This is a genomic window from Corynebacterium sp. Marseille-P4611 (assembly GCF_916618765.1).
GTDB lineage: Bacteria > Actinomycetota > Actinomycetes > Mycobacteriales > Mycobacteriaceae > Corynebacterium > Corynebacterium marquesiae.
In genome coordinates, this window is the sequence record NZ_CAKAKD010000001.1 from 473,629 (window position 1) to 486,174 (window position 12,546).

The 12,546-nt window shown below is 61.4% G+C and carries 9 protein-coding genes; 8 read left to right on the forward strand and 1 reads right to left on the reverse strand.

Annotated features, from left to right (window positions below):
- The first annotated feature begins 82 nt into the window (after nt 1–82).
- On the forward strand, nt 83–1,492 hold the full coding sequence (ramB, locus tag LG376_RS02400; protein ID WP_225746056.1) for an acetate metabolism transcriptional regulator RamB: 1,410 nt from the start codon (nt 83–85) through the stop codon (nt 1,490–1,492).
- 325 nt (nt 1,493–1,817) lie between these two features.
- On the opposite strand, the gene lpdA is transcribed toward ramB, so the two are convergent.
- Nucleotides 1,818–3,230, reverse strand: a complete 1,413-nt coding sequence (gene lpdA / locus LG376_RS02405) for a dihydrolipoyl dehydrogenase (protein WP_005327177.1) — start codon at nt 3,228–3,230, stop codon at nt 1,818–1,820.
- Between the two features lie 532 nt (nt 3,231–3,762).
- Here lpdA and LG376_RS02410 point away from each other — a divergent pair.
- The 7 genes from LG376_RS02410 (at nt 3,763) to rfbA (ending at nt 12,546) form a co-directional block, all read left to right on the forward strand.
- Entirely contained in the window at nt 3,763–5,175 is a 1,413-nt protein-coding gene (locus LG376_RS02410) for an alpha/beta hydrolase family protein (protein ID WP_049377817.1), read from the forward strand.
- A gap of 33 nt (nt 5,176–5,208) precedes the next feature.
- On the forward strand, nt 5,209–6,288 hold the full coding sequence (locus LG376_RS02415; protein WP_049377816.1) for an alpha/beta hydrolase family protein: 1,080 nt from the start codon (nt 5,209–5,211) through the stop codon (nt 6,286–6,288).
- A 45-nt stretch (nt 6,289–6,333) separates the two neighbouring features.
- Complete coding sequence (locus tag LG376_RS02420; protein ID WP_225746057.1) at nt 6,334–7,659, forward strand: M1 family metallopeptidase; 1,326 nt, start codon at nt 6,334–6,336, stop codon at nt 7,657–7,659.
- Between the two features lie 141 nt (nt 7,660–7,800).
- Nucleotides 7,801–9,279 (forward strand): HNH endonuclease signature motif containing protein, encoded by a 1,479-nt coding sequence (locus LG376_RS02425; protein ID WP_225746058.1) that lies wholly within the window; start codon nt 7,801–7,803, stop codon nt 9,277–9,279.
- A gap of 55 nt (nt 9,280–9,334) precedes the next feature.
- Entirely contained in the window at nt 9,335–10,339 is a 1,005-nt protein-coding gene (gene rfbB / locus LG376_RS02430) for a dTDP-glucose 4,6-dehydratase (RefSeq protein ID WP_225746059.1), read from the forward strand.
- 2 nt (nt 10,340–10,341) lie between these two features.
- On the forward strand, nt 10,342–11,697 hold the full coding sequence (locus LG376_RS02435; protein WP_225746060.1) for a sugar nucleotide-binding protein: 1,356 nt from the start codon (nt 10,342–10,344) through the stop codon (nt 11,695–11,697).
- On the forward strand, nt 11,698–12,546 hold the full coding sequence (gene rfbA / locus LG376_RS02440; RefSeq protein WP_225746061.1) for a glucose-1-phosphate thymidylyltransferase RfbA: 849 nt from the start codon (nt 11,698–11,700) through the stop codon (nt 12,544–12,546). It abuts the gene before it with no gap.

Genomic DNA, 12,546 nt, shown 5'->3' on the forward strand with positions numbered 1-12,546 from the left:
AGCCCACAGGGAGGTGAACATTCTTTGCAAGATCTTTGCGATTAGGGTGCACACCCGCAGGCCAGCCAGTAACCTTGCCGGCATGAGTAAGACGTATGTGGGATCCCGCCTTCGCCAGCTTCGCCGTGAGCGCGATCTCAGTCAGGCTTCCCTTGCTGCGACGCTGGGGCTCTCCGCCAGCTACGTCAATCAGATCGAGCACGACGTCCGGCCGCTCACCGTCCCGGTGCTCCTGCGCATCACGGAGGTCTTCGGCGTCGATGCCACCTTCTTCTCCCGTGATGACGACTCCCGCCTTCTTGCCGAGATCCAGGACGTCATCCAGGACAAGGAGCTCTGCCCCTCCCCTGTCGAGCTGCAGGAGCTCTCCGAGCTGGTCTATAACCACCCCACCGTGGCTCGCACGCTGGTGGATGTCCACCGTCGCTACCGCAATGTGCGCGATAAACTCTCGCTAGCCACCGATACCCGCCGCACCACCGAGGCCACCCAGGCCTTATCCATGCCGCACGACGAGGTGCGCGACTTCTTCTACGCTCGCCAAAACTACTTGGACAACCTGGACCACCATGCAGAGCAGCTTGCCGACGCCCTCTCGGTCACCCACTTCGGCATCCGCGACACCGAACACGCCCTCGCGCAGCGCCTGCGTGATCGCCACAACGTAGATATCCACATCACTTCCCAGATGGATGGCACGCTACACAGCTTTAACCGCGACACCGGCGAGTTCCGGCTCGCGTCGCGCCTGAGCGAAGGCCAGCGCGCCTTCCGCATGGCCGCGGAGCTGAGCTTCCTCGAGACCGGGGAGGACATCGCCGCCCTAGTGAAGGAGGAACCGTTTACCTCGGATGCTTCGCGCAACCTCGCACAGCGCGGCTTGGCCAGCTACTTCGCCGCCGCCACCGTGATGCCCTATGCACTGATGCATTCCGAAGCCGAGCGCTCCGGCTACGACGTGGAATACCTCTGCCAGGTCTTCGGCGTGGGCTATGAATCCGTGGCCTCCCGCCTGTCCACCCTGCAGCGCGATAACCTGCGCGGCATTCCTTTTACTTTTGTCCGCGTCGACCGCGCAGGAAACATGTCCAAGCGCCAATCCGCCACCGGCGTGCACTTTTCCAATAACGGCGGCACCTGCCCGCTGTGGAATGTTTACGAGACCTTCGCCCAGCCCGGCATTATCTCCCGCCAGCTGGCCCAAATGCCCGATGGCCGCAATTACCTGTGGATCTCCCGCGCCGTCCAGCACCACCAGGGTCGCTTTGGCGATACCAATAAACTCTTCGCCATCGGCCTAGGCTGCGAAGCCCGCCACGCTGACCGCACCGTCTACGCCGCGGGGCTCGATCTCAGCGATCTCTCCTCGGCCACCCCCATCGGCTCCGGCTGCCGCACGTGCCCGCGCGAGAACTGCGCGCAACGCGCCTTCCCACCCATCAACGAGGTCATCAACGTCGATGCCCACCGCTCCGCCGTTGCGCCGTATTAGCGTCTTGGGCGCCAATCGACCTACTCGAAAACTACTCGAAAGCTACTCGAAAGAGCTCGTTTCGAGTAAATAACGTTATGACCTGCCGGTTTGGCAGTACTCGAAAACTACTCGAAAGCTACTCGAAAAATTTTCGAGTAGCAGTGAGGGTTGCGCGCGTTATGCACACAAAGAGCATCGGCACCGCTGATCCTCCTGCTCCGTGTGGGCGGAGGAGGATCAGCGGTGCCGATACTGTTGCCTTTGTGGTGTGCCGAGGTCCTAGCCTCCCGCCGCTGCTGGGGCGGTGGTGGAAGAACAGGTGGACGTCGGCAAGCAGCCCTGCTTAGAGGTTAATCATGTGGCCGCCAATACCCTCGGCAGCTTCCTTCATGGCCTCAGAGAGGGTCGGGTGGGTGTGAACGTTGCGGCCGATTTCCTCAGCGGTGAGGTCGAAGCGCTGCGCCAGGGTCAGCTCTGGCAGCAGCTCGGAAACGTTGGAGCCCACCATGTGGCCACCGATGAGCTCGCCGTACTCGCCGTCCGCGATGAGCTTGACAAAGCCCGCGGTCTCATTGAGGCCAGCAGCCTTGCCGTTAGCGGAGAACGGGAAGGTAGCGACCTTAATGTCGCGGTCCGCGAACTTCTCCTTGGCAGCCTCTTCGGTGTAGCCGAAGGAAGCGACCTGCGGGTTGCAGAAGGTAGCGCGCGGCATATTCATGTAGTCGCCCAAAAGCTGGGTCTCCACGCCGGCGATGGTCTCTGCAGCCACAACGCCCTGGGCCTCAGCAACGTGGGCGAGCTGCAACTTCGCGGTGACGTCACCGATGGCGTAGATGTGGTCGACGTTGGTACGCATGGTGTCATCGATAGCAATAGCGCCGCGCTCGGTGAGCTCAACGCCGGTGTTCTCCAGGCCGAAGCCCTCGGTGCGCGGGGCGAAGCCGATGGAGATCATGGCACGGTCCACGGTGAGGGTGTCCTGCTTGGAGCCGTCCTTGGACTCCACCTCAACGGTGACATTATCGCCGTTGTCCTTCACGGAGGTGGTCTTGTAGCCGGTCAGCAGCTTGACGCCGAGCTTCTTGTACTCCTTGGCAATGGCCTTGGAGACGTCCTTGTCCTCGTTCGGCAGGACGCGGTCCATGAACTCCACGATGGTGACGTCCACGCCGTAGTTGGACAGAACATAAGCAAACTCCATGCCGATGGCGCCGGCGCCGACGATGACCATGGACTTCGGGGCCTCATCGTTGAGGATCTGCTCCTCGTAGGACACGATGTTGCCGCCGAGCTCTACGCCCGGCAGAGACTTGACCACGGAGCCGGTAGCGATGATGCAGTCATCGAAGGTGACGGTCTTACCCTTGTCATCACCATCGGTGATTTCGATGGTCTTATCGTCTTTGAAGGAGCCAAGGCCGTTGATCTCGGTGATCTTGTTCTTCTTCATCAGGTAATGGACACCCTTGACGATGCCCGCGGAAACCTTGCGGGAACGCTTGTGGGCAACACCGAAGTCGAAGGAGACATCGCCAGAAATGCCGAAGTCCTTGGCCTCGTGGTTGAAGGTGTGGGCAACCTCAGCGTTCTTCAGCAGCGCCTTGGAAGGGATGCAGCCTACGTTGAGGCAGACACCGCCCCAGTACTGCTTCTCGATTACGGCAACTTTCTTACCAAGCTGAGCTGCACGGATGGCGGCCACGTAGCCGCCAGGGCCCGCGCCGAGTACTACTACATCATAATGTTCATTAGTCACGCCCTTTAGGATACGTAACTTTGCCCTCCATGTCGCGCATTGGGTCACACTCTTGTGCCCGAGTACCCCACGCTTCGGGGGTAAAACTCGCAAAGGCCCTGCACGGTGGCGTCGGCAAGCGCGCGACGCCCCCACGCAGGGCTATGGGTTCGGTGTTTTAGAACAGGCCGAGAGCCAATGCGGCGGCGGAGGACATAGAGGAACCCATGTGCAGGAACTGGCCCAGAACTTCATTGATGGATACGAGGATGGAATCGAAAACGTTCATTATGCTTCTTTCTGTGTTTTTACTTGCCTAGAGCGAGGGATGGGTCCGCAGTTGGGACCGCATTATTCACACGTTTAGTACTAGCGGAGATTGTAGCGCCACCGTTACATACGCGCTGCGTTCAGAATTATGACACACAAACCACATGCGTCACAGGTTTTGCTACATTAAAAGGGCTATTAAGGCATAGAGTCTTGCTAACACTCCCGCTATGCGGAACGATACCTACTGAGAAGATTCTCTTAACTCGAGGAAGCTAAAAATATGCATACTTTGCGCTCTATCGGCTCCAGCGTCGCAGGCATCGCCATCGCGGCAGGAGTCCTCTCCGCCCCTATCGCCTCCGCCGTCGAGCCGGCCGAGATCCAGGGTGACGCCACCCCGTCCACCATCCGCGAGGTAAACCTGACCGACTCGGCGGACCCGGAAAATATCAATTACGCCATCACCACCGAAGGTGAAAACCGCGTGGTGGATATTGCTGGATTGAATGATAAGGACAAGTGGAAGGGTTATGCCTTCGGCCACAAGAGCGGCCAAGGCAAGCACTACGGCAACCACGTTAAGGCCCTGACCGCCACCTCCGCCGCCATGGGCGGCCGCGAGGTTCCGCTGGCGGTCATCACCCCAGACGGCGACTTTGAGAAGAAGCGCCCCACCCTGTACCTGCTAAACGGAGCGGGCGGCGCTGAGCAGGGAATGGACTGGCTGACCGCCACCGTCAACCACGACATCGACCCTGAGACCGAGGGCGTACAAGACATGGTGGACTTCTACACGTCCAAGGATGTCAACGTGGTCATCCCGCAGGCCGGCGCCTTCTCCTATTACACCGACTGGGTATCTTCCCCGAATAGCGGCTACCTCAAGGGCCCGCAGAAGTGGGAAACCTTCCTCACCAAGGAGCTACCGGGCAAACTGGAAGAGCACATCGGCGGCAATGGCAAGCGCGCGATTGCCGGCATGTCCATGTCCGCGACCTCCTCCCTGCTGCTGGCGGAGCACAACCCGGGCTTCTACAACGCCGTGGGCTCCTTCTCCGGCTGCGCTGCTACCTCTCGCCCACTGCCGCGCCTGTACACCCAGCTGACCGTCAATCGCGGCGGTGGCTCGGCCGACCAGATGTGGGGCGCTATGGGCAGCGAGTACAACGTGTACAACGACGCCCTGGTGAACGCTAACCCGAATAACCTGGGCAAGTCCGAGACCTATGTTTCGGTCAACTCCGGTCTGGGCGGCGCCAATGACTGGGGTGCTAAGGGCTCGTCCACCCTCATCGTTGAGGGCGGCGTCATCGAGGCCGCGATGAACTCCTGCACCCACGATCTCAAGGCCAAGATGGATTCCCAGGGTATGAAGGCGGACTGGAACTTCCGCAATACCGGCACCCACTCCTGGCCGGGCTGGCGCAATGATCTCTTCACCTCCTGGGCCACCTTCGAGCGCGGCTTTGCCAAGGATGCTGCCGAGACACCGGCCGAGCCGGAGGTAAAGCCCAATGAGCTTTCCATCGAGGCACCGCAGGCCGAGGAAGATGCGCAGGTTAAGGACGCCCCGAGCGCCGCTGACCAGTCCCCGGACAAGGACTTTGTCGAGGGCAAGGACGCAGAGGGCGCAGCGGCTCCGAACACTGCGGAGGCTGCAGCGGACGCCGAGGCTGCTGTCGCTGCCGAATAATCAGGAATTCATTAACTACAGGAAAGAAGCACTATGAAGCGCCTTAGCTCCATCCTGGCCGCCACCGCCGTGTGCGCCGGCCTAGCATCCGCCCCGCTGGCGGGGGCCGCACAGCTCACCCCGCAGCAGGTAGCGGGCAACGCCGCCCAGTCCACCTTGGCCCCGTTGGAGGTCACCCCGGAGCTGGAGCAGCAGACTTGGTACCAGAAGTACAAGGACGATCCGCGCGTCGAAAAGCTGCAGGCCACCTCCCCGGCCATGAACGGCCGCAAGATTCCGCTAGCTGTCATTCGCGCGAAGGATGAGAACCGCCCGACCATCTACCTGCTCAATGGCGCAGGCGGCGCGGAGCAGGACATGGACTGGCTGAAGCTTTCCGATGCCGTTGATTTCTACCACTCCAAGAACGTCAACGTGGTCATCCCGCAGGCCGGTGCTTTCTCCTACTACACCGACTGGGTATCCGAGCCGAACTCCAAGTACCTCAAGGGACCGCAGAAGTGGGAAACCTTCCTTACCAAGGAACTGCCGGGCGCCATCGAGGGCCACATCAAGGCCGATAACCACCGCGCTATTGCGGGCATGTCCATGTCCGCGACCTCCTCCCTGCTGCTGGCGGAGCACAACCAGGGCTTCTACGATGCCGTCGGCTCCTATGCCGGCTGCGCAGCCACCGCCTACCCGGTAGAGCACAAGGCCGTTGAGCTCACCGTTAACCGCGGCGGCGCCACCACGGAGCAGATGTGGGGCCCGTTCGGCTCCCCCACAAACCGCTATAACGACGCGATGATGAACCACGAGAAGCTGCGCGGCACGGAGCTGTACATCTCTTCCGGTTCTGGGTTGGCAGGCAAGGAGGATACCTTCTCCTACCACGTGGCTAAGGGCACGAACCCTATGGCAGCCGCTGCAGGCTCCGCTATTCTGCAGGGTGAAGGCGGTGCCATCGAGGCTGGCGTGAACTACTGCACCCACAACTTCAAGGCCAAGCTGGACCAGGCTGGCATCCCGGCAACCTATAACTTCCGCAATACCGGCACCCACTCCTGGCCGCACTGGATTGCGGACCTTAAGGACTCCTGGCCGGTCTTCGAGCGCGCTTTCAATAAATAAGCTCGTTTCTTTCCGCGGCTGAAAGGGCGGTAGGCTTGCAGCATTATGAAGTTGCTTCCTACCGCCCTTTCGCGTGCCCACACTGATCCTTATACCGGCGTGGATTTTAATCTCGGATTCGAGGTTTCCCACTACACGCTGGATCTGACCTACCGCGTGGAGCCCAACCTGCTCCACGGCGAGGCTATTTTGGCCATCCGGGCCGATGAAGATTTGGCGTCCCTGACCCTGGACTTAGGCGGGGCGATGGTGGCCCGGCGCGTGACCGCAAAGGGTGCGCCGCGGGTGGCTAAATTCCGCCAATCCTCCGGGAAGCTGCGCCTGCGTTTCGCAGAAGAGATTGCAGCCGGCACAGAGTTTGAGCTGGTGATTCGCTACGGCGGCAGCCCGCGGCCGATCCGCACCACCTGGGGCGAGATCGGCTGGGAAGAAACCGAGTCCGGTTCGCTGGTGGCCAGCCAGCCCAATGGCGCGCCGAGCTGGTTCCCCTGCGACGATACGCCTTCTGCCAAGGCACTCTATGACATCATCATTACGGCCGATGATCCCTTCATCGTGGTATCTAATGGTGACCTTGTCTCCCGCCGGGCGGGCGGTTCCACCACGCGCTGGCACTACCGCACCCGCGAGCCCATGGCCACCTATTTGGCGACGGTGCAGGTAGGAGAGTTCTCTAGTTTTGATCTGGGACCTTCCACGCGCGCTTGGGCGCCGGCTGAGTTGCGCGATCGCGTGCTGGATGAATTTGCCCAGCAGCAGGAAATGGTGGACTTCTTCGCCTCCATTTATGGCCCCTACCCATTTGCGGATTACCAGGTGGTCATCACGGAAGATGAGCTAGAAATCCCGCTGGAGGCGCAGGGCCTGTCCATCTTTGGCTCCAATCATATTAAGGGCGACCACGCCTTCGAGCGCCTTATTGCGCACGAGCTCTCGCACCAGTGGTTCGGCAATTCCGTGGGCCTGGGCGAGTGGAAGGATATCTGGCTCAACGAGGGCTTTGCCTGCTACAGCGAGTGGCTATGGGCCGAGCACAAGGGCGAGACCACCGCGCACGAGGCCGCGCGTTCCCACTACCACGTCTTGGGACGCAAGGCACAAGACCTCACCGTTTCTGATCCGGGTTCGCGCGATATGTTCGATGACCGCGTGTATAAGCGCGGCGCCTTGGCTGTGCATGCCATTCACCGCCTGCTTGGCGACGCCTTCTTTAGCACCCTCCGCAGCTACCTCACCGAGCACCGGCATTCGGTGGTGGAGCCTTCCATGTTGCTGGATACCTTCCGCGCCGCCGCTCCTGACGCCGCGCTTTTCGACGCCACCGTAGACGCCTGGCTCAACCAGAAAGCCCTTCCCCCCTTCCCGAATTAGTGGTTTTGGCCCCGCTTTGCGGGGTTTTGGCTGCGTTTGCTTGGGGAATGTCTAATCTATTGACCAATCCCTTCTTTCCTATTGACGGGGTGTTTTATCTGGGTACAATAGAACATGTAAACGAACAGGAAGGGAGGGATCATGCAGACCACCAAGCATGCGGAGATAGACTCCGCCATCGCACAGGTTGCCACTGGGCTAACCCAGCTGCGCAGCCTCATGCAAGATCCCTCCGATCTGTCTTTCGAGCTTCTTCATCCACATTTCGAACACTTGGAGCGGGCATTAGGAAATAAGTCCGCCATCGATGCCGCCTTCGCTTTCATCGCGGAGCGGGATGACGCCGGCCGCCGCGTTGGTTCTTCCAAAGCCAAGGACTATTTGACCACGCGCCTAGGCCTTACCGATGCCGAGGCCGCCGCCCGCCTCCGCAATGGACGTAACCTCTTCGCACCCATCCCCGATCCGGAGCCAGCTCCCCCTGCGGACCCCGATGCCGACGAAGCCGCACGCGCCCAAGCCGAAGAAGAAGCTCGCCGCCGCGCTGACCGCGAGCGCCGCGAGGAAGAGAAGCGCCGCAAGAAGCTCTTCGAGGAAGAGCCTATCCCCGAGCGCATCCTCAACCTCATCGAGAACGAACTGCGTAGCCTCAGCAAGTACGCCATCCCCGGACCGAGCGAGCTGCGCAACCAAGCCCTCGAACAGGCCAAGCGCCGCTCCTTCGATTCCCTGCGCGAGTGGCTGCGTAAGGCAGTTCGCAAGGCAAATAAGCACGCCCTTAATCCTGCCGGCGAACCCGACCCACACGCCGCTACCCGCAAGCGCCGCTTTAGCATCTCCCGCCAAGATGCTGACGGCGGCGTACACATCTCCGGCTACCTCGATGCCTCCGCAGCTGCCATCCTCGCCAGCGCATTTGCCCCCGCCAAAAATAAGGGCAGCGCGGATCTCAGCGCCGAGGATGATACCCGCACCTATGCCCAGCGCATGGCGGACCAATTGACCGCTGCGCTATCGAGCTATCTTTCCGCCACCCAAAAGAACTCCGACGGGCTCGGCTCCTTCTTCGTCGCCACCACATTGGAGGAGCTGGAAGCGATGGGCGGCGATACCCGCTTCGCCACCAGTACCGGCATCGAACTCACCCCGCTCGACCTTCTCCGCCTCGGCGGCGCGCAGCACGATTTCTTCTGTGCCGTGGACGACAAGGGCTTCCCCCTCGAGCTTGGCCGCACCAAGCGCACCGCTTCCCTTTGGCAGAAGCTCGCCCTCGCGGCCTCCGAACTCGTCTGCACCCACCCCGAGTGCCACCGCCCCTGGCAGGACTGCGATGTCCACCACCTCCAAGCCTGGTCCCACGGCGGTGCCACCGATCTCAAGAACCTCACGCTGCTGTGTCGCCGGCACCACGTGGACAATAACGACTACCGCGATGGCCGCAACGGAATGGGACACGCCGAACGAGACCCCGACACGGGCCGGGTAGGATACCGAGCCGCCCACGCCAACGGCTTATCGCCCACCGTGGAGGTCAACAAGCACCCCGCCGCGGAACAAGCCCCAGCCCGCAGGCTCACGGATCCGCCTTCGCCACCTCCTTCACCACCAGGGGCGGCCTGACCGGGGCCCGCGGCCTGCCACAGCCGCGCGCCCGACTGCCCTACACTGGATAACCATGCAAACGATGCTCGTCACTGGCGGCGCCGGTTTTATCGGCGCCAATTTCGTGCGCCTAATATGCCAGGCGCGCCCCGATACCCGCGTTACGGTGCTCGATAAGCTCACCTACGCCGGAAACCGCGCCAACCTCGCCGGCCTCGATATCGACCTCGTGGAGGGGGATATCGCCGATCCCGCCACCGTAGAACCGCTCGTCGCCGCTGCGGATGTAGTGGTTCATTTTGCCGCCGAGTCCCATAACGACAATTCTTTGCGCGACCCCTCGCCCTTCATCCACACGAACCTCGTAGGCACATTCACCCTTCTGGAAGCCTGCCGCAAGCACGATACCCGCCTCCACCATGTCTCCACTGACGAGGTTTTCGGCGATCTGGAAATCGGGGCAGACACCAAGTTTACTGAGGACACCGCCTACGCTCCCTCCAGCCCGTACTCAGCCACCAAGGCGGGGTCTGACCACCTCCTGCGAGCATGGGTGCGTTCCTTCGGGCTGCGCGCGACCATCTCAAACTGCTCCAATAATTACGGGCCGTACCAGCACATCGAGAAGTTCATCCCCCGCCAAATCACCAATATCCTCTCCGGACACACGCCCAAGCTCTACGGCACGGGCGAGCAGGTGCGCGACTGGATCCACGTCGATGACCACAACAAAGCGGTGCTCGCCATCCTCGAGCGGGGCCGCATCGGCGAGACCTACATTATCGGCGCGGACCAAGAAGATATTAATAATAAGCAGGTCATTGAGCTGATCTGCGAAATCATGGGCCACACCCGCAATGGGCGCGCACTCTATGAGCACGTAGCGGACCGCCCCGGCCACGATCAGCGTTATGCCATGGACGCCACCAAGCTGCGTCGCGAGCTGGGCTGGGCCCCGCGGTTCACGGATATCCGCGCCGGTCTCGAAGACACCATCGCGTGGTATCGCGATAACGAAGGCTGGTGGAAGCCCGAGAAAGAAAACGTGGAAGCCCGCTACAAGCAGCAAGGACAGTAGATATGCGTATTACCGAAACCGCCATCCCGGGGCTGCTCATCATCGACCTCGACGTGCACAGCGATAACCGCGGCTGGTTTAAGGAGAATTGGCAACGCGAAAAATTCACCGGCCTCGCGCCCGAGCTCGCGAGCTTCCAGCCGGTACAGAACAATATTTCTTATAACCACGCCGGAGCCACCCGCGGCCTGCACGCCGAGCCGTGGGACAAACTCGTCTCGGTGGCGCACGGCAAGATCTTCGGCGCGTGGTGCGATTTACGCGAGGGATCGGAGAGCTTTGGCGAGGTCGTCACCCACGAGGTGGGGCCGGAGACAGCGGTGTTTGTGCCGCGAGGCGTCGCTAATGGCTTTCAGGCGCTGGAGGAAACCTCCTACTGCTACCTGGTCAATGAGCATTGGTCGGCCGAGGCGCGCTATGCCGCGGTGAACCTCAGCATCGTCGACTGGCCGCTAGAGCCCACCGAGATTTCGGACAAGGACAAGCAGCACCCCGATCTTGCAGAGGTGAGCCCGATGCCCGCCCGCCGTATCCTCGTCACAGGCGCGAATGGGCAGTTGGGGCGGGCGTTGAAGCGCCTGCTTGCCGACGCCGAATTTTGCACCCACGCCGACTTCGACATCACCAATCCGCCGGAACGGAATTGGAAGCAGTACTCGGCCATCATTAATTGCGCGGCGTATAACGACGTCAACGGCGCCGAGAACGACCGCGCCGCCGCTTGGGCCGTCAACGCGGAGGGACCTGCAAAGCTGGCGCGCATCGCCGCAGAAAACCAGATCACGCTGGTGCATGTCTCGAGCGACTATATCTTCGATGGGGCGAACGAGGTCCACTCCGAGGAGGAGCTACTGTCGCCGCTCAGTGCATACGGGGCGTCGAAAGCCGCGGGTGATACCGCCGCGCAAACCGCGCCGCAGCACTACGTCATTCGTACTTCCTGGGTCTTTGGTGATGGTGAGAATTTCATGTCCACCATGCGCCGGCTGGCCGCTAAGGGAGTGGAGCCGAAGGTCATCCACGACCAGCGCGGGCGGCCCACGTTTGCCGAGGATCTTGCCAAGGGCATCGTCCACCTGCTCAATTCCGACGCGGACTACGGCGTGTATAACCTGTCTAACTCGGGCGATACCGTGGGCCGCGATGAGATTGCCATGGCCGTGTTCATCGGGCTCGGCCACGACCCGGCCGAGGTCACTCCGGTAAGCACCGAGCAGTACCGCGAGATCGCGGGCCCCGAGGCGCCGCGCCCTAAGGAGTCGACGCTTGCGCTAGATAAAATCGAGGCTACCGGCTTCAAGCCGCAGAATTGGCGTGCGGCCCTTGCCCTGTATTTGGCGCTGTACCCGGAGGATTAAATGAAAGGCATCATCCTGGCCGGCGGTTCCGGCACGCGGCTCTACCCGATTACCAAGGGCATCTCGAAGCAGCTCATGCCCATTTATGACAAGCCGATGATTTATTACCCGCTAACCACGCTCATTCAAGCGGGCATTCGAGAAATCCTCATCATTACCACCCCGGAGGATGCGGGGGCTTTCCAGCGCCTCTTTGGCGATGGATCGCAGCTCGGGCTGATGATCGATTACGCGGTCCAACCGCGGCCGGAGGGTCTTGCGCAGGCCTTTTTGATTGGCGAGGAGTTTATTGGAGACGACAGCGTCGCGCTGGTGCTCGGCGATAATATCTTCCACGGCTTCGGCGGCGAGCTCGCCCACTGCCAGGATCCGGAGGGCGGCATCATCTTCGCCTACGAGGTTTCGGATCCGCAACGCTACGGAGTGGTGGAATTCGACGCCGCAGGCCATGCGCTGAGCATCGAGGAAAAGCCGGAGGTACCGCGATCGAACCACGCGGTGGTGGGCTTGTACTTCTACGACAACTCGGTGGTGGAGATAGCCAAGGGCATCACGCCCAGCGGCCGCGGCGAACTGGAAATCACGGCCGTGAACGAAGAGTACCTGCGCCGCGGCGAGCTCAATGTCCAGCGCCTGCACCGCGGGAGCGTGTGGCTCGATACAGGAACGGTGGACTCGATGAGCGAGGCCTCCGCCTACGTCGAGGTGATGCAAAAACGCACCGGGATCGTTATCGGATCGCCCGAGGTCGCCGCATATGAGGCGGGCTTTATCGACCGCGCCCAGCTAGAAAAACTCGCCGAGCCGTTACTCAAGTCCGGCTACGGCGAGTACCTGCGGGCGTTTTAG

Bases quoted from the DNA above. Each gene is read 5' to 3' on its own strand.
- ramB (WP_225746056.1), top strand. From the start codon at position 83: ATGAGTAAGACGTATGTGGGATCCCGCCTTCGCCAGCTTCGCCGTGAG.
- LG376_RS02410 (WP_049377817.1), top strand. From the start codon at position 3,763: ATGCATACTTTGCGCTCTATCGGCTCCAGCGTCGCAGGCATCGCCATC.
- LG376_RS02415 (WP_049377816.1), top strand. From the start codon at position 5,209: ATGAAGCGCCTTAGCTCCATCCTGGCCGCCACCGCCGTGTGCGCCGGC.
- LG376_RS02420 (WP_225746057.1), top strand. From the start codon at position 6,334: ATGAAGTTGCTTCCTACCGCCCTTTCGCGTGCCCACACTGATCCTTAT.
- LG376_RS02425 (WP_225746058.1), top strand. From the start codon at position 7,801: ATGCAGACCACCAAGCATGCGGAGATAGACTCCGCCATCGCACAGGTT.
- rfbB (WP_225746059.1), top strand. From the start codon at position 9,335: ATGCAAACGATGCTCGTCACTGGCGGCGCCGGTTTTATCGGCGCCAAT.
- LG376_RS02435 (WP_225746060.1), top strand. From the start codon at position 10,342: ATGCGTATTACCGAAACCGCCATCCCGGGGCTGCTCATCATCGACCTC.
- rfbA (WP_225746061.1), top strand. From the start codon at position 11,698: ATGAAAGGCATCATCCTGGCCGGCGGTTCCGGCACGCGGCTCTACCCG.